Origin of the sequence: Bradyrhizobium sp. 61 (assembly GCF_023073075.1) — a bacterium.
GTDB classification, from domain to species: domain Bacteria; phylum Pseudomonadota; class Alphaproteobacteria; order Rhizobiales; family Xanthobacteraceae; genus Bradyrhizobium; species Bradyrhizobium barranii.
On sequence record NZ_JADPIU010000068.1, the window covers coordinates 1 to 16,358 of the forward strand.

Genomic DNA, 16,358 nt, shown 5'->3' on the forward strand with positions numbered 1-16,358 from the left:
CTCCGTCCTCGAAATCGTCATACCACTTCTCCTAGGATTACCCCTAGGACCTGCAGCTATAACGTTCGTCAAACAAGGCGGCCTTCAATGGAGGGATACATTGTATGCTGCGATGGGTGCTTTCCAGATGTCATTAGCGCAATCTTACGTTCGCGATAGTTCTGTAGGCGAGGTGCCCTGCTTTTCATGAAGCTACGGGGCCACGCGCCGAAACCGGTTTTGTGTCCTTTGTAGCGCTTGGCGGCCTGTTTGATTATGTCCCGTATTCGCAGCACGGTCTTGTAGGAGATGCCGATTTCAAGACCTAAGTCCGAAAGCGTCGGCAAGGGCTGAGCCTCCACGCTAAACGCGTGAGCCGCACGCATCCACGTGCTCAACCTGATCCTAGAGCGCTCGAAAACGGTACCCAAGGTCACAGTGAACTGCTTGCGGCAAAGTTTGCAGTGATAGAGGCCGTCTCGGTGGCTCTGCTTCGGTCCGCCAATCACGAATACGTCGGCACCACATGCGTCACAATGGGTGCATCGGGGGCCTTGGGGCCACCGTAGGGCCTCAAGGGCTTGCCGCGCCACCCCATCATCATCGAACAAGGAAGACATCCGGTTTCCCTCGGGAACGAGAGCCCTTGTTTTGTTAGCTCCACACAAGGCCACCTGCTGTCAGGGGTGTTATGGCGTGAAATCAAGTACTTAGCCGACGAGGTAGCGTACGCTCACACCAAGGACGCGCCAATGCTCCGGCGGCCGGTCGGGCACGTCCCGCCCTGTTTTGTCAGCTCCACACAAGTCCTCGGCTTTCTAGGGTCTCTTTGCCGGACGATCAATGGCTTAGCCGATGTACTCCCCCACACTCAGGAGAAGCGCTTCGAAAGAACCGGCCACAGAGGCACCGAAGCTCTCGCTCACCACCTCCCTAACTTCAATGAGACACACACGCTTGCAGAACGATATCGAACCCAAGAGAACAATGACCATCATCAACAAATCGCGGCCCCGTAATAAGTCTCCGCGAAGCAAAGGCGCCCCTCGGGCAACTCAGGCAACATCATCACGCCTCAAGGAACTTTGGGCCACACCCGAGTTTCGCGAGAGGATGAAGCAACGTGACCAAATGCGGATCAAGTCCGCCAAGCGGGACCCGACGAAGTTCTCTCGATACGGCGTCCCTGATGGAATGCGTCGTGCAGAGGCAACGTTGGCGTGGGCACAAGCAAACGAACACGCCGACAGGTTCATCGCAGCCCTCAAACAGAACGGCCAGATACCTGAAGAGAGCTTCACGGTCGTTGCTAAGGCTGGCTCGAACTTCTTAATCCCTACGACAGACGACGGGCTGGCTGAAGTGGCACTAAGGGAAGCCTTTGTGCTCGCGGTGGGACCATCGACGCCTCAGGTGAAAACTCAGGCTATCAACACCGTGCTCACGTACACCAAGGCAAAACCAGCCAGTAGGGCCAAGCTGCTCTTGGGAGAGGTGACCGACTTCCTCGACGAGATTAGCGAACGGCAATGAATACCGCGCTGTCACCTGAGGAAACCTTCGCCAAGAACCGAGGGTCACCTCAGTAACTGCGTAACACCGCCAGACAGCGCCAAGAGGCCTAGGAGTCCTTCTGGGGGTCATCGGTGCGTTCTATAGGCTCGACCCAGCGCTCGCACCAGAGCCCCCAGAGAAGGCCTTAGGAGTCCTTTGCTGGTGGGGCCGGAGACCAACACCCAATATCGACATCAACTTATATCTATCCGTAGATGTGAAATTAGATGACACATCCCAACGCTGGCACGATCCATTAACGATCCTTGTGCCGACTTTCCAACAATGGGGGCCAGACTTCTAAAGAACTATCTTTAGGAGTTTCACCCCCGTTAATTCTTGGAACTCCCAACTTATGACAGACCATATCGGCCTGCACGAGCAATACGCCCTCGTGTCGCCGCAGACGTTCGTCGACAGGTTCACTCTCCGGTGGACCGAAGAATTTGGCATGCCTGCCAGTGAGCCCCTAAGGAAACTATGGCGCACTATGGCTAACACCTACCAACAATCAATTATATCTACCGCTCAAGGTCAGCCAAGCCGATGGCGTGTTCTCCAACCGCCTACCGGCTCAGGGAAGACCATGGGAGCTGTGGTGTACTCAGGCCTTCAGGCCGAACAGAACGTCACCGCTGCACCCTGCGTGAAGCCTATCGGCATCATGATTGTAACACGCCTCAAGGCTCAGGCTGACGAGGTGGTGTCAGAAATCAATGCTTACGTGGGTCGGCAAGTTGCCATTGCGGACCACACGGACCATAGGGCTTCTCCAGAGCAACTGCACGCGAGCGACGTTGTTGTCATCACTCACGCGGCTTACACGAGCGCCAAGGAGACCCTGTCTGGTGTAAGTGCTGGACGATGGCACCGCCTGACGCACTGGCGAGGCGGAAGACGGCTTCTCACCATCGTGGACGAGGCTTTGGCTAACGTCGTGGAACACATCCAGCTAAAATTGGACGAACTGAGCCGTGTCATAGGCCATATCACCCATGAAATGCGTAAGTCTCACTCGTCTGAGGTCGCAGCATTGGAGACGCTTCTTGAGTGTATGCTTTCGCAAGCCGGTGAGAACGATGGCTTCGGTGTGGGCACCTCGCTCGCATGGGAAGAAGGCGAGTCCCCGGTCACAGCGGAGCTTGCTGGTTTGCGCGCAGACATGCGCCGACTTCCGTATGACAAGCTGATAGGTAAGGACGACGAGAAAGAGCGTCAGAGGTTGGCGAACCGCTTCGACAAGACCTTGGCGTCGGCCGAGGCCCTGCTGGATCAGTACGCCTTCATGACCTTGCGGGGTGCCGAGCACTCTCTCAACTCGTCAGCCCTAACCGTACCCTTGGAGCTCCCGGGCCCAGTCGTCCTTGATGCGACGGCGGGCGTTGACCTCATGTACGACTTGATGGAGGACCGAGCAGACATCATTCCGACCCCGCGCGGAGTTCGTGACTACAGCAACGTGACACTCCACGTGGCACGTACCGAGCGTATCGGGAAGACCGCTATGGAAGAGCTTGCGGGCCCTCGCTTCGCGGCATTGCAGGCAGACCTATCGCAACGTCTACTCCCCGAACGGAAGGTGTTGTTCTGCGTGCACAAGAATGTGGAGCACCTTGTGCCTACTCCGGCCGACCTTGGGGTTGCCGAGGCCAAAGCAGTCCATTGGGGTGCGGTGGACGGAAGCAATGCGTTCAAGGACTTCGACACCACCGTTGTCTTTGGGCTTCCGTTTCGGGATCACGTATGGGGAACGGGCGTCTTCTTCGCGCTTCAGGGTGTTCAATGCGACGAGTGGCACGACAACCCAACCTGGAAACAGCACGAGAACGTCCGCGAACTTTTGCAGCGCCGCCACTTGGCAGCGTCCATAATCCAAGCGGTTGGTCGCGTACGTCTTCGTAGGGTGATTGACGAGCACGGCCGCTGTGCTCCTACGGAGGTATTCATAGTCTTGCCGAAAGGTCAGCGTGGAACTGAGATACTGCAATACATCCGGCAAGAACTTCCAAACGTGTCAGTGCAGAGTTGGGATTTCGAGCCGGACGGCCCAAAGGTCCGCGTGAAACTGTCGGAGCTCCCACAAGAGCGTCTGATCACATTCATGGGCAATCGTAATCCCGGGCGCACATCGATGAGCGTGATTGGCCGAGAGTTCGGGCTGAAGCCCCAGCAACGAAAGGATCTGCAAAAGATACTTCGCGACGAGAACAATCCAACTACGCTTGCACTCAAGACGGCTGGCGTGATCTACGGGTCAGAAGGCAAGGGGCGAGGAGCGAAGAGCTTCCTCATGAAGTCAGCAGCTTAGTTTCTCACAAAACAATGGCCGCACACAGCTTCCCTCGGGAGTCCGGGTGTGCGGCCTTTCTTTGCGTCAACGAGTTGAGACTAGCCGTGAGCGCCGCGCCCTTCCGGTGATACGCAATCGACTAAATTCGCTAGCGTTTGCGAACCTCGCGGGCCTGAGTTTGCACAACGAACGGCTGAACACCCGTCAGGTCCAGCCCTACGTATTCGACCTTTTCAACAGCGTTCTTCAAATTCGTTAGGCCGAAACGCGCAAGCATTTCCTTTGCGCCGTAGCCTCTGCCGACCGACTTCGGACCCCTGTGGCCCGTGAGCGCGTCCCGCAGTTCCTCGTCGGGTGTGGTCTTGCGGAGCGCGTCTTTGAAACCGTGTCGAAACGAGTGAAACACCTTGGCAGTATCGGTGACGCCCTGAGCGCGCAGGTATCGTCCGAACCACTTGGAATAAGCAGAGACGCCTGCCCGATCCCACTTATGCTTCGGCGCGATCAACGGGAATAGAAATGCTTGCTCGCCATGTTGATGCCGTACGTTATCAACGTACCGGAGGAAACCGAGCTTCACGAGTTGGGGATGAATGGGAATGACTCTTTGCGAACCCTTAGTCTTGAGGTGTTTGCCTCGTGAGATTTGTGTGGTGACATAGAACAGCGGCGTCAGCGTCTCCGGCTCCACTCGCACATCGGCTACGGTGACTCCGGCTAGTTCAGCCTGACGTGCACCATTGAACAGCGCCAACAACGGCAACCAGAAAGCAGATGGACCACGCCCACCTTCCGGATATTCGTGCTTAGTGAACACGGGAGCAGCGAAGAGTGTTTCAAGCTCAGTGCTCTCAAACGACGTTCGTTCAGACTGCTCTCCTTGCACACGCATCTTCGCGAACGGATTGCTCCACGGCGTGTCTTCCGGGACCACACCATTTGCATATGCCCACTCCGCAATGGTCTGCAGTGCACCAACCTGTTTATTGACCGTGCTCTGGGTGACCTTCGCAGCATCCGGATGCTTGCGGCTCCACTCAACTAGTTCAGGCAAGGACGCTTTCAGCAATGAACCTGTGCGCTTACGTGGTACATCCTGCAGCGCCTCGCGGTATTGCCGCGCATGAGACTTCTTGATCGCTGCGACGGTCAAATCACCATGAAGTTGAATGAACAGTTCCACCGCGCGTCTGTATTCGGATATGGAACCGGTTGGTCGCTCGCGCTCCTTCTCCCAACCTTCAAATGCAACGCGAAGCGTACCCCCGGTCTCAAGTGCGCTCGTGGCGCCCACAGTGAGCTTTGGCGTCTCGATAGGCTCACCTGCATTTCGCTTTTCTATGGCCTGAAGGGCGCGCACGTATGCCCTAAGGATTTCCATGCCCAGCTTCGGATACGCGGGGCTCTGTCGATCCAGATCAATGTTGAAGGCCGATAAGGCGTCATCAACGTGATCCTGCACTGCTGAGGTATCGCCCAGTGCTAGGCTCTCCCGCATGGCGCTCAGGTCCTCGTTAAGTTGCTGACGTTGCTCGGCGAGTTGCGCCGGAGACCAACCATGTGAAGGCAAACTTTCATACGGAATTGCCCAAGGGGCGCTCAATGGCCCCTCTAGTCGCTCGTGCTCGGCTTGAATCCTCTTGAACTCGTCGCGTCCGTATCTGGTGCGCTCGTCCCAAGCTAACGCCTTGGCATAGACATACTCGCCCATCCGTTTGACTTCGGCATCGTTGACGGTGGCGCGTTGCTGCGCCTTGCGCTCAGGGAGTTTTTGCTTTGAGAGCGCCTCAGCCTCACGCAACGTGCGGTCCAGATCGGCAAGCGCGTGCGTTGCTCGGCGTGTAGCCTCGCGGCGGTCTTTGGTACCGAGGGATTTCTTGAGATAGACCTGCGTCTGTTTCTTGCTTCCGAGCACGCGCGCCACAGCGGCCTGCAGCTTTTCTGGCACCTTCTTTTGGACGCACCAAGTGCCGGCGCTATTCTTGATCAAGTGTGGCATCGCGTGCATCAGAAGCTACCAACAGTTGCTACCAGTCAAGGGCAGACAAGCTATTGATTTGTGCGATGTTCTTGAATTTTCAGAGCTTCTGAAGCTGCTGGCGCTCCCTAGGGGAATCGAACCCCTGTTTCAGCCTTGAGAGGGCCGCGTCCTAACCGCTAGACGAAGGGAGCGTGAGGGCTAGCCAATAACCTCGAAATTTGTCCGCCGCAAGGACCCGAACGAGCCTTTTACGGCTCATTGGCAAATTTCAGCTTTCCGGCCGGCTTCAGGGTGTGGGCGTCGAAGGTGCGGATCTCGATGAGGCCGCCCACGTCCAGCGTGACCACGAGGCGGTCGCCGGCGACCCCGGTCGAGACGATCTTGGCGCCCTTGGGCAGGGCGGCGGTGACGTCGCCGGCCACGTCGGACGCCCTTCCCTCCGACTTGAAAAGGCGGTAGCCCACCGCGATCAGGACGGCGCAGATTGCCAGCGCCGTGGTCAACCCCGCGATCAGCATCATCCGCCGCACCCGCGCGAACAGCGCGGCCTGCTCGGGGCTCGGTTCGGGAACAGCGGTATCAGACGTCGTCATGGAAAATTCTGGCTCTGCGCAAAGGTTGGAGGTTGTGGTCGCCGGCGACGAGGGCTCGACCCGGCTCGACCGCGTGCTGGCGGCGCACCTCACCGACCTGTCGCGATCAAGGCTGAAAGCCCTGATTTTGGCGGGCGCGGTGAGCCTCAAGGACGCCGCGATCCGCGACCCCGCTTATCACGTCGCATCCGGCGATACGATCACAATCGACGTGCCGGAGGCGGCCCCGCCCGAGCCCAAGGGCGAGGATATCGCCCTCGATATCGTGTTCGAGGACGACGACATCGTCGTCCTGAATAAGCCGAAGGGCCTCGTCGTCCACCCCGCGGCCGGCCACGAGACCGGCACGCTGGTCAATGCGCTGATCGCCCATTGCGGCGGCTCGCTCTCCGGCATCGGCGGGGTACGCCGGCCCGGCATCGTGCATCGGCTCGACAAGGACACGACCGGGCTGATGGTGGTCGCCAAGAACGACCTCGCCCATGCCTCGCTCACCGCGCAATTCGCCGACCACGGCCGGACGGGTGCGATGCGCCGCGGCTACATGGCCTTCGCCTGGGGGCTGCCAGGACGCCACCGCGGCACCGTCGATGCGCCGATCGACCGCCACCCGTATGCGCGCGAGAAGATGGCGGTGCGCCAGGGCGGCCGCGAGGCGGTGACGCATTGGGAGCTTCTGGAGAGTTTTGCGGGGCGTGACGGCAAGCCGATCGCCTCCCTGCTCGCCTGCGAGCTCGAGACCGGACGCACCCACCAGATCCGCGTCCACCTCGCCCATATCGGCCATCCCCTGATGGGCGACGCCGTCTATGGCCCGCACTTCAAGACCAAGGCGAACCACCTCGGCCCCGAGTCGCAGGCGACTCTCGCCACGCTTGGGCGGCAGGCCCTGCATGCCTATTTGCTGGTATTGGAGCACCCGAGAACCGGAGAATTACTCCACTGGGAAGCGCCGCTGCCGAAGGATTTGCTTCTCCTTCAGGGTGCCCTGAAAGCGGCGCTATGACGCAGGCCGCCTTGGAAAAGCGTTACATTACAAAAAGTTATAGCTGCCACACGGGGACGTGACGTCAGCAATCCTTCCCTTTTTGACCCCCCTTGGGGTATATTGCGCTTGCGTTGGAAATGACCAACGGAACATCGCAGCTACGGCCGGCTTTAACACAGCGGTCGTCTGCCTGGCCCGCCGCTATCGGGGGCCTGAACCTTGGAGGGCTTCATCATGGCCCGTACCGCTGCTTTGCCGGTCCTCAATGGAGAATCCGGCCTTTCTCGCTACCTCGCCGAGATCCGCAAGTTCCCGATGCTGGAACCCCAGCAGGAATACATGCTCGCCAAGCGTTGGCGTGAGCATGACGATCGCGACGCGGCGCACCAACTCGTCACCAGCCATCTCCGCCTCGTGGCCAAGATCGCCATGGGCTATCGCGGCTACGGCCTGCCGATCTCCGAGGTCGTCTCGGAAGGCAATGTCGGCCTCATGCAGGCGGTGAAGCGTTTCGAACCCGAAAAGGGGTTCCGTCTCGCCACCTACGCGATGTGGTGGATCAAGGCGTCGATTCAAGAGTACATCCTGCGTTCCTGGTCGCTCGTGAAGATGGGCACCACCGCGAACCAGAAGAAGCTGTTCTTCAACCTGCGCAAGGCGAAGAGCAAGATCAACGCGCTGGACGAGGGCGATCTCCGCCCCGACCAGGTGAAGATCATTGCCAAGCGCCTCGGTGTCACCGATCAGGACGTGATCGACATGAACCGCCGCCTCGGTGGCGACGCGTCGCTCAACGCTCCGATCCGCGATGACGGCGAAGCCGGCGAATGGCAGGACTGGCTGGTCGACAACACGCCCAACCAGGAAGCCATGCTGGCGGAGCACGAGGAGTATGACGAACGCCGTGACGCGCTGAACGGCGCCATGGGCGTGCTCAACCCGCGCGAACGCCGCATCTTCGAGGCTCGCCGCCTCGCCGATGAGCCGATGACGCTGGAAGACCTTGCCGCCGAGTTCGGCGTGTCGCGCGAGCGCGTGCGCCAGATCGAAGTCCGCGCCTTTGAAAAGGTGCAGGCCGCGGTCAAGGGCACGATCGCTCGGGCGGAACAGGCCGCGCTGGAAGCCGCGCATTAAGCGGGCTTTTCTCGCGGTAGATATTGGCGGATCGACAAGAGACAGAAAGCCGGCGGCAACGCCGGCTTTTTTGTTTGTGGCGATGCTCTGTTTGAGTGATCCGCCGTGCTTTCTCTGCGCGATGCGACGCGCGCCGTACCTCCACACTCGCTGTCATGCCCCGGCTTGAACCGGGCGATGACAGCGGGGGTTGTGGCGGAGAGCCCTGCCAAGTGAGACCGCCATCACAGTCTCCTTCTCCTGGCCGACCTAGAACCGGGCTTGCCTTGAACCCGCGCGTCCGGTCGACCGACCCAGAATGATTGGGCCGGCGGCCTCAACTGAACGGACACCAACCGTGTCGATCATCCTGCAATCCACCGTCGGCGGCTTCTCCGCCCAGTTCATGCGCAAGCTGCCGCTGGTCGAGCAGGCGATGCGCGAGCACGGGCTCGATCCTGCGGAGTTCGTCATCTCCAAGGACTATGCCTCGACCGCGACGATCCCGCTCATGGGCCCGTTCTTCTATAATTACAGCGTGTTCTTCGGCGACGAACAATTCACCGTCACCGAGCCGAACGACATGGTGTTCCTGGACTACTTCTTCAAACGCGTGCTGGCGTCGGACGGTCCGCCGGAATTGCCACGGCGGCCGGGATTGATGCGACGGCTGTTCGGATGGATGGCGCAGCCGGTTTAGCTCGTCATTCCGGAGCGCGTCATGAATGGTTCCCGCTCAATCGTCCTTGTCGATCACGCTTGCCGCAGGACGCTTGCTGGTGTATGTGCTGCCGCCCGGCGCGCTATCGCGCCTTTGTTGTTCAGCGCAACCAAGGGAGGCGGCATGAAAAGTAGATCGATACGTTCTGACCGCCGACCTCTTTGATCGGCAATCGGTCATAAGCTGAACGCCGCTTCGCGGCTGTTCTCCATTCATTGCATCTGGCTGCGAGGGGCGCGACGCAACAAGGCGTCGCGCCGTGTCGTCATGTATTTGCGGTTCGTTACACCGCTCATCCACCCGCACAGTCGCGTGGAGAGCGGCTTCTTTCGTGCGTCCTGGTATGTCCAGCGAAACAACTGTCCGGACTGGATCCGGCATGAGCTCTCGGACCAGTTCAATTGGTTCGCGCAGCATCTGCCGCTTCCTGGACGCATCGCGCGTCACTTCAAGCGGCGCGATTCGATCTGGGGCATTTGCTGGTTCGATCCTCAAGCCCGCGAGGCTGTCAGCCGCGCGCGCTACTGCGCTTGGCTGCTCGAGGAGGGTGGCCTGCCGGTGCGCACGATTACAACCTCGCGCCAGCGCGAAGTGATCTGGCGCGACGCGCACCAGATCGTCACGAAGCCTTCCGCCGATCTTCCCAAGGCATTCCCCTGAGCCTGGGAAGACCGGTGGACTTGGGATGGCGATGAGAGCCGATAGCGATCGCTCTCGATGGCCGTCCGGCACCGGAGGTTTCGGCCTTTGGTTGCCGGACGCGCCTGCTCGTCACTCCCCCCAAATCCGCGCCAGCGTCGCGAGCCAGCAGCCTTCGCAATAGCGGGCGTCCTTGTAGTCGATCCAGTTGTGCGCATAGACGTGGTCGAGCGGGATGCCGTAGCGCGCGCGCAGCACCTTCACGAGGATCTTCCAGGCCGCGACCTGCGCCTCGGTCGGGCCCGCGGTGACATCCGGATAGTTGCCGGCGAACTCGACGCCGATCGAGTTGTCGCGCACCACCTGGCGATAGGTCGATCTGTTGTCGATATACTTGTTGTCGTTGCGGTTGGCGCCGTCGCCATGGGTCGGCACGAGATTCTCCGCAACCGCCCAATAAACCGTGCCGTCGGTCTCGACCCACACGGTGACGCCGCGGCGCGTCGGGTTCTTCGATTGCTCCGCCGCGCCACCGCGCGCCGAGCCTGCCGGCCCCTCGGTCTGGTGCACGATGATGTTGCGCCAGGGATGGGCGTCGCGGACATCGCCCCATGGCGCGAGCCAGACCATTTTCAGGCCGGGAATGTCAGGCGTGCCGGAGACGCGCGCGATCTTTGCGAGCCCGGCATCCGTCGCAGCGGCTGGGGTCAACAGAAGAAGGGCGGCGAAAAAAGCCGCGGGCAGGCGGAGGATCATCATACGGGTCCAAGGCGGGCCCAAATCCTAGCAGGCTTCATGCGAATTTGCGCGTGGCCTCGCCGAGCCCGGGCCGCTCAGGCGAGAGCGGCGGAGCCGGATCGTAGACGGCAAAGTCGTTCTTGCCGTTTTTCTTGGCGTCATAGAGGGCGTGGTCGGCATGGGCGATGAGGCGGTCCGGAAACTGGCCGATGCCGCGGTCCCATTCGGCAACGCCGATCGAGATCGCGATCGGGATGTCCCTGGTTGTACAGGCCGCGGCGTCCTGGCGGCAGACCTCAAGCACGCGGCGGGCGATCGCGGCAGCCTCGCGCAGGGACGAGGACGGCAGCACGACGCAGAACTCGTCGCCGCCGGTGCGGGCCAGCATGTCGCCCGGCCGCAGCCGCGTTTGCGCCATCAGGGTGAAGTGCCGCAAGCAGGCATCGCCCGCGGCGTGACCATGGGAGTCATTGATGGCCTTGAAGCCGTCGAGATCGATCACCAGCAGCGAGAACGGCTCGCCGCTGCGCTCAGACCGGGCGCATTCCTCGGACAGGCGCTGCAACAAATGGCGCCGGTTGGCGACGCCGGTGAGATCGTCGAGCAGCGCGAGGTCGGCGACCTCGTTGCGCAGGCGATCCATCGCCATCAGCAGGAAGCCGAAATTGAGCGTCATCGACAGGAACAGGAGGCCCAGCACCATGACGCCATGAGCCTGACCGCCGGCGCGCGCCGAGAAATCGTGGCCGAGCAGATTACCCAGCGTGCGAACCGCAAAGATCCCGATGATGGTGAGGATGACGATGCCGGACAGCCGCGCGCCCGGGCTGACGCGGCCCTCCGGCGGCGCAAGGAGCAGACGCAGCGCCAGCACCAGCGGCAAGGCCTGGCCGAGCGTGTAGCTGAGCATGCGCAGCTGCATGTGCTCGAAGCCGACCATGAAGAACACGACGCCGGCGAGGCTTAGCACCCCCGTTGCGGCCATGACGCGCCATGAGACCGGCCGGTCATAGAAGCGCTGAATGCCCATGGCGGCGAGGCAGCTCGCCGCGATGATACCGGCAGCGCCGACAAGAAGCGGCAGGGGAGAGGCGACGAACAGGCGGACCAGGGCCGTCATCGCGCCGGCGGCGCCGACGAACGACGATGCCATCCAGAACCGCGCGGCCGCAAATTTCGGATAGGAGCGCGTCACGTAGGCCCAGATCAGGCCAAGCGCCAGGAAGTTGACGACGAAGACCGTCCAGAGTGTCGGTACGTTCAGCATGGCGCGTGCGGCACGCGCAGCGTCGCACCCCCCATCTCTGGCAGCCGTTCGTCCATGACCCTTCCCCGCGTTCTTGCGGAGAAGAATGCGCGGATTGCACTTAACGGAACCTCACTGCGATCTGCGAAAGCTCGCCCTTGGTTTTGGATTCATGAACAGTGCGCCGCGATTATCGGATCATTAGGCATGTCGCGGTCTCCCTGCGCGGCCACGCCGATGCGCATCGCGATGCGGATTCGTGGGCAAAAATCACCCGAAAACGCATCTGAGCTGTGGATAACGTAATGACACAGATGTGACAGCACGGGGCAGCCGCCCGCGAATCTGCTGAGTTTGTGGTCGAGGATGTTGCGAGGCTGGCCCTCCGCCGAGCATCCCTCGTGTCGCGTTTAACCATGAACCCTTGAGAGGATACTATGGCTAAGAAAGCGAAGAAGGCGAAGAAGGCGACGAAGAAAAAGGCCAAGAAGGCCGCCAAGAAGAAGTAGCCAGCATGTTCTTTGCCCGGGTGGAGCCTCGCTCCGCCCGGGCGTCGGGTAAGGTCGAGAGAGTTTGAGGATGGCGGGCGCAAGGCCCGCTTTTTTATTGGCCGCACTCAGCTGCGGCGTCTCCCCGCAAGCGGGGAGAGATGAAGGCGAAGCCTACCGCTCCGCAAACGCCAGCTTGGCACCAAGCGCGGCAAAGCCGGCGGCAAAGCTGCGACGCAGCCAGGCCATGACACGCGGGCGGGAGATGACGCGCTCGCGTACCGACGCCGCACAGAGGCCGTAGAGGACGAACACCGCAAAGGTCATCGCCATGAAGGTGCCGCTCAATTCCAGCATCCGCGCCAGCACGTGGACTTCATCCACCGCGATGAACTGCGGCAGAAAGGCCAGGAAGAAGATCGACAGTTTCGGATTGAGGATGTTGATCAGGAAGCCGGTGACGATGACGCGGCGGCTCGACCGCTCCTTGATCTCGCCATCGACCGCGAGCGCTCCGGTCTCACGCAGCGCCTGCCAGGACATGTAGAGCAGATAGGCGACGCCGCCCCATTTCAGCGCGGCAAAGGCGAGCGCGCTGGTGTGCAGCACCGCGGCAAGCCCGAGCATCGCAGCTATCATGTGCGGCACGATCCCGAGCGTGCAGCCGAAGGCGGCAGCGATGCTCGCGCGCGAGCCGCGTGTCAGCGCCGCAGCCAAGGTGTAGAGCACGCCGGTGCCGGGCGAGGCGACGACGATGAGCGAGGTGAGCAGGAAGGAAAAGGTCATGGGCAGACCCTATCACCGTGCCTCACGGCAAGAAAGCGAGCCCCCGCATCGACCATCAGGACGGCTGCGCGAGCTCGGCTTCGCGGAGCACGTCGAGCGGCGCCCATGGCTTGGCCCAGAATTTCGCGCCATCGGGCAAGGGCTGCGCCAAGGGGCGGCCGGAGGTGACGACGATGTCGAGCTTTGGATTGCGGTCCTTGGCGACGTGCGCGAGCTCGACCCCGGTCATGCGCCCCGCAAGCTGAACGTCCGTCAGCATCAGACAGAGCGCGCCGGCGCTTCTGTCGAGCACCCGTTGGGCAGCCTCGGCGCTATCGCACTGGATGACCTGGTAGCCGCTCTCCTCCAGCAGAAGACTGAGCATCTCCCGTTGCATGACGTCGTCTTCGACGATCAGCGCCGTCGCGCGAAATGGTGCTGCCTGTCCCATGGGCCACTCCAGTGCTTGCTTGCGTAACCTATGTTAAGGAGCCAGTTCGCCGGTGGTTCAGTTCCATCAGGAAAAATGTAGATCATAGTTCCACACGACCGGCTTGACGGGGGGACATCATGACTGCCATTCGCGGCGCCGCCGCCATCACGGGAGCGGCGAGCGGCATCGGCCGCGCGCTGGCGATCGAGCTCGGCAACCGAGGCTGCGATCTCGCGCTCGCCGATCGCGACGAGGCCGGATTGAAGACGCTCGCCGCCGAGATCGGAGCCGCACGCAAGGTCAGCGTGCATCGCGTCGACGTCAGCGAGCCCGGCGACATCGCGGAGTTCGCGCGTGATGCGATCGCGGCGCATCCCGCGCTCGGCATCGTCATCAACAATGCCGGCGTGGCGTTGATGGGATCGTTCGAGGAGATCGACCAGGCGCAGATGGAGTGGCTGTTCGACATCAATTTCTGGGGCGTGGTGCACGGCACGCGCGCTTTCCTGCCACACCTGAAGACGCTGGCAGAGGCGCACATCGTCAACGTCTCCTCGATCTTCGGCATCATCGCGCCGCCGGGACAGTCGGCCTATGCCGCCGCCAAGTTCGCGGTGCGCGGCTTTTCCGAGAGCGTGCGGCACGAGCTTGCGGTCGCGGGCAGCCCCGTAAAACTGTCGGTGGTGCATCCCGGCGGCGTCGCTACCGCCATCGCGCGCAATTCGCGCACCGGGGTCGGCGTCACCGACAATGCGCGCCGCGCGCAATCGATCGAGCGGTTCGAGAACGCGGCAAAGACCACGCCGAAAGACGCCGCGCTGCGCATCATCAAGGGCATCGAGAACAACCAGCCCCGCATCCTGATCGGCAACGACGCCCGCTTCATGGACTTGTTGCAGCGCTTCCGCCCGGGCACCTATTGGGCGCCGTTGCAGCGGAAGCTGGAGAAGATGGCGAAGGGGACGTAAGTCCGTAGGGTGGGCAAAGCGAAGCGTGCCCACCACTTCCGACGACACGAAGGATGGTGGGCACGGCGCTTCGCGCCTTTGCCCACCCTACAAACTATGTGCCAGCCCGCCTCACTGCCCCGCCAGCCGGTCCGCAAAATAGCCGATCGTCTTGCGGTAGATCACCGCCCTGTTCCACTCCCGCATGGCCTCGAAATTGGCGGTGCCTTCGCCGTAGGGCTGGCCCATCTTGAAGCCGCTGGTGTGAAGCAGGTTCGCGGTCGAGGCGAGCACGTCGGGCACGCTGTGGCGCAGATCGACGTGGCCGTCGCCGTCGAAATCGACGCCGTATTTGATGTAGGACGACGGCAAGAACTGGGTCTGGCCGATCTCGCCGGCATAGGCGCCAATGAGGTCGCGCAGCGGCAGGTCGCCGCGCTGCACGATCTTGAGCGCGGCGAGCAGCTCGCCCTGGAACAGCTCGGTGCGGCGGCAATCATGCGCGAGCGTGGCGAGCGTACGGATCACGGGCAGCTTGCCGATGTCGCCCTTGCCGAAATCGCTTTCCAGCCCCCAGATCGCGACCAGGATGTAGCGGGGCACGCCGAACTGCTGCTCGATCCGCGAGAGCAGCGCCGCGTGGCGCTGCAACAGTGCCTTGCCGCCATTGATGCGGCCGGGACCGACGCGGGTCGAGACATACTGCTCAAAGCTCTTGTTGAAGGTGTAGCGCTGGCGCCGGTCGAACGCGAGCACGGCGCCGTCCTGGGCGATGCCGCTGAAGGCCGCGCTGGTCACGCTCGCCGAGACGCCGGCTCCTTGCGCCTCCGAGGTCATGCTGGCGACGAAGCTGTTGAAGTCGCCGCCGCAGCGCGCGGCCTGCGCCGATCCGCCGGCCAGACAGAGGATGAAGGCGGTGGCCAGGGCGTGTCTCGACATGCGGGAAAATCCTTTAAATCAGCTCGTGCTCAACATTTGCAACCCTATCCGCGAACGAACCCGGAAGAGCTAGATTATCACCTTATCAAGAGGAAAATTCTTCCGAATGAATGCGCCAAGGGCTTCCTTGACCTTTGCAATCTCTTGGACTGCTGCCTCACTGTGACCAAGAATTCTCTCGATGCTTTCACGCTCCCGAAGATCTATGCGAACAAGGCCAAACTCGGTCATCGCTTCTCTACTCTTCAGATACTTCTTAGCATCGTACTCACGGCTGGATAAGTCGAGGCGAGGTTGATTCGGCGAGCGCTTGGTGGGCACAAAAAGATCGTAGCCAACCGCTTCGGGCAACACCATACGCAAGTGTCGGAGATTCATTCCCTTCATTGCCGCGACGTCATTCAGTGATATTAGTAGGCTTCCCTCGTACAGATCAATAACAGACCTGATAGCAGACACACGCGACATGAACAGGTCTAAGGCCTGATTCAATTTGTCGAGCTTCTTCGCTGGAACGGTCTTCGTTAGAATTTCCGTACCGCCTGCGTATCCTGCAAATTCAATGTACGCCGCCTTCGATTGCGCTTCCAAGTCTGCAGCCGCTTCGTATAGTTCGAAGAACTTCTTGAATAGCTTTCGACGATCTAGAAGAGATTTGGCACCCACATCGATCGCCTCACCCATTATCTTTTCCAGCGCCTTGACGACCAAGGCTCCCAAAAGTTCAAGCATCAGATGTTCCTAGACTGAAAAGGGAAACGCCCGGATGAGTGGGTAACAACTAGAAGAACGGCATGTATCCCAAAGAAGCCATTTCCTCACGACAATGTCTCCGCCTAGGCTGGGTTATCGTCATCGCGTCATCTCAGGCCGTGAAGAAATGAGAAGACCATTGTAGTCGTTGGGCATCGGAGATGCCAGCGAGCTATGCAAACGGCGGATGA

15 protein-coding genes and 1 tRNA gene are annotated in these 16,358 nt (G+C 61.0%); 7 read left to right on the forward strand and 9 right to left on the reverse strand.

From position 1 onward, the window contains the following. The first annotated feature begins 966 nt into the window (after positions 1 to 966). A complete protein-coding gene (locus IVB46_RS25975; RefSeq protein ID WP_247343770.1) occupies positions 967 to 1,512 on the forward strand; it encodes a hypothetical protein in 546 nt (181 codons plus the stop codon). Positions 1,513 to 2,119: 607 nt separating this feature from the next. Then, entirely contained in the window at positions 2,120 to 3,841 is a 1,722-nt protein-coding gene (locus IVB46_RS25980) for a hypothetical protein (RefSeq protein WP_247343774.1), read from the forward strand. Positions 3,842 to 3,971: 130 nt separating this feature from the next. Here the strand turns inward: IVB46_RS25980 and IVB46_RS25985 are convergent, their stop codons facing one another. The 3 genes from IVB46_RS25985 to IVB46_RS25995 form a co-directional block, all read right to left on the reverse strand. Then, positions 3,972 to 5,813 (reverse strand): site-specific integrase, encoded by a 1,842-nt coding sequence (locus tag IVB46_RS25985; protein ID WP_247343777.1) that lies wholly within the window; start codon positions 5,811 to 5,813, stop codon positions 3,972 to 3,974. A gap of 107 nt (positions 5,814 to 5,920) precedes the next feature. Beyond that, positions 5,921 to 5,995 (reverse strand) — tRNA-Glu (locus IVB46_RS25990). A 57-nt stretch (positions 5,996 to 6,052) separates the two neighbouring features. Next, positions 6,053 to 6,397 carry a hypothetical protein gene (locus tag IVB46_RS25995; RefSeq protein ID WP_247315309.1) on the reverse strand — a complete coding sequence of 115 codons (345 nt, stop codon included), beginning with the start codon at positions 6,395 to 6,397 and terminating at the stop codon, positions 6,053 to 6,055. Between IVB46_RS25995 and IVB46_RS26000 the strand changes: the two genes are divergently transcribed. From IVB46_RS26000 to IVB46_RS26015, 4 genes are all read left to right on the forward strand, one after another. Further along, a complete protein-coding gene (locus IVB46_RS26000) occupies positions 6,396 to 7,403 on the forward strand; it encodes an RluA family pseudouridine synthase (protein WP_247315311.1) in 1,008 nt (335 codons plus the stop codon). The two genes, IVB46_RS25995 and IVB46_RS26000, sit on opposite strands and share 2 nt — an antisense overlap. A 216-nt stretch (positions 7,404 to 7,619) precedes the next feature. Then, entirely contained in the window at positions 7,620 to 8,519 is a 900-nt protein-coding gene (gene rpoH / locus IVB46_RS26005; RefSeq protein ID WP_014492123.1) for an RNA polymerase sigma factor RpoH, read from the forward strand. Positions 8,520 to 8,856: 337 nt separating this feature from the next. Beyond that, complete coding sequence (locus tag IVB46_RS26010) at positions 8,857 to 9,198, forward strand: hypothetical protein (protein WP_063985480.1); 342 nt, start codon at positions 8,857 to 8,859, stop codon at positions 9,196 to 9,198. 288 nt (positions 9,199 to 9,486) lie between these two features. Next, complete coding sequence (locus IVB46_RS26015) at positions 9,487 to 9,879, forward strand: hypothetical protein (RefSeq protein ID WP_028150707.1); 393 nt, start codon at positions 9,487 to 9,489, stop codon at positions 9,877 to 9,879. A gap of 111 nt (positions 9,880 to 9,990) precedes the next feature. Here the strand turns inward: IVB46_RS26015 and IVB46_RS26020 are convergent, their stop codons facing one another. The 4 genes from IVB46_RS26020 to IVB46_RS26035 form a co-directional block, all read right to left on the reverse strand. After that, positions 9,991 to 10,617, reverse strand: a complete 627-nt coding sequence (locus IVB46_RS26020; protein WP_247315314.1) for a peptidoglycan recognition family protein — start codon at positions 10,615 to 10,617, stop codon at positions 9,991 to 9,993. A gap of 34 nt (positions 10,618 to 10,651) precedes the next feature. After that, positions 10,652 to 11,863, reverse strand: coding sequence for a GGDEF domain-containing protein (locus IVB46_RS26025; protein ID WP_063985482.1), 1,212 nt, complete (start codon positions 11,861 to 11,863; stop codon positions 10,652 to 10,654). 641 nt (positions 11,864 to 12,504) lie between these two features. Continuing rightward, the gene (locus IVB46_RS26030) at positions 12,505 to 13,116 is read right to left on the reverse strand and encodes a LysE family translocator (RefSeq protein ID WP_247315316.1); all 612 of its coding nucleotides are present in this window, start codon (positions 13,114 to 13,116) and stop codon (positions 12,505 to 12,507) included. A gap of 55 nt (positions 13,117 to 13,171) precedes the next feature. After that, positions 13,172 to 13,546, reverse strand: coding sequence for a response regulator (locus tag IVB46_RS26035; RefSeq protein ID WP_247315317.1), 375 nt, complete (start codon positions 13,544 to 13,546; stop codon positions 13,172 to 13,174). A 119-nt stretch (positions 13,547 to 13,665) separates the two neighbouring features. Here IVB46_RS26035 and IVB46_RS26040 point away from each other — a divergent pair, with 119 nt between their 5' ends. Further along, a complete protein-coding gene (locus tag IVB46_RS26040) occupies positions 13,666 to 14,496 on the forward strand; it encodes an SDR family NAD(P)-dependent oxidoreductase (RefSeq protein ID WP_247315319.1) in 831 nt (276 codons plus the stop codon). A gap of 111 nt (positions 14,497 to 14,607) precedes the next feature. Here the strand turns inward: IVB46_RS26040 and IVB46_RS26045 are convergent, their stop codons facing one another. Continuing rightward, entirely contained in the window at positions 14,608 to 15,414 is an 807-nt protein-coding gene (locus IVB46_RS26045) for a lytic murein transglycosylase (RefSeq protein ID WP_247315320.1), read from the reverse strand. A gap of 69 nt (positions 15,415 to 15,483) precedes the next feature. After that, positions 15,484 to 16,146 carry a hypothetical protein gene (locus IVB46_RS26050; protein WP_247315321.1) on the reverse strand — a complete coding sequence of 221 codons (663 nt, stop codon included), beginning with the start codon at positions 16,144 to 16,146 and terminating at the stop codon, positions 15,484 to 15,486. Between the last annotated feature and the right edge of the window lie 212 nt (positions 16,147 to 16,358).

What these genes read in the sequence shown, in the direction of transcription:
- rpoH (WP_014492123.1), top strand. Translation starts at nt 7,620, where the DNA reads ATGGCCCGTACCGCTGCTTTGCCGGTCCTCAATGGAGAATCCGGCCTT.
- IVB46_RS26035 (WP_247315317.1), bottom strand. Translation starts at nt 13,546, where the DNA reads ATGGGACAGGCAGCACCATTTCGCGCGACGGCGCTGATCGTCGAAGAC.
- IVB46_RS25975 (WP_247343770.1), top strand. Translation starts at nt 967, where the DNA reads ATGACCATCATCAACAAATCGCGGCCCCGTAATAAGTCTCCGCGAAGC.
- IVB46_RS26015 (WP_028150707.1), top strand. Translation starts at nt 9,487, where the DNA reads ATGTATTTGCGGTTCGTTACACCGCTCATCCACCCGCACAGTCGCGTG.
- IVB46_RS26045 (WP_247315320.1), bottom strand. Translation starts at nt 15,414, where the DNA reads ATGTCGAGACACGCCCTGGCCACCGCCTTCATCCTCTGTCTGGCCGGC.
- IVB46_RS25980 (WP_247343774.1), top strand. Translation starts at nt 2,120, where the DNA reads ATGGGAGCTGTGGTGTACTCAGGCCTTCAGGCCGAACAGAACGTCACC.
- IVB46_RS26040 (WP_247315319.1), top strand. Translation starts at nt 13,666, where the DNA reads ATGACTGCCATTCGCGGCGCCGCCGCCATCACGGGAGCGGCGAGCGGC.
- IVB46_RS25995 (WP_247315309.1), bottom strand. Translation starts at nt 6,397, where the DNA reads ATGACGACGTCTGATACCGCTGTTCCCGAACCGAGCCCCGAGCAGGCC.
- IVB46_RS26050 (WP_247315321.1), bottom strand. Translation starts at nt 16,146, where the DNA reads ATGCTTGAACTTTTGGGAGCCTTGGTCGTCAAGGCGCTGGAAAAGATA.
- IVB46_RS26030 (WP_247315316.1), bottom strand. Translation starts at nt 13,116, where the DNA reads ATGACCTTTTCCTTCCTGCTCACCTCGCTCATCGTCGTCGCCTCGCCC.
- IVB46_RS26025 (WP_063985482.1), bottom strand. Translation starts at nt 11,863, where the DNA reads ATGCTGAACGTACCGACACTCTGGACGGTCTTCGTCGTCAACTTCCTG.
- IVB46_RS26000 (WP_247315311.1), top strand. Translation starts at nt 6,396, where the DNA reads ATGGAAAATTCTGGCTCTGCGCAAAGGTTGGAGGTTGTGGTCGCCGGC.
- IVB46_RS26020 (WP_247315314.1), bottom strand. Translation starts at nt 10,617, where the DNA reads ATGATGATCCTCCGCCTGCCCGCGGCTTTTTTCGCCGCCCTTCTTCTG.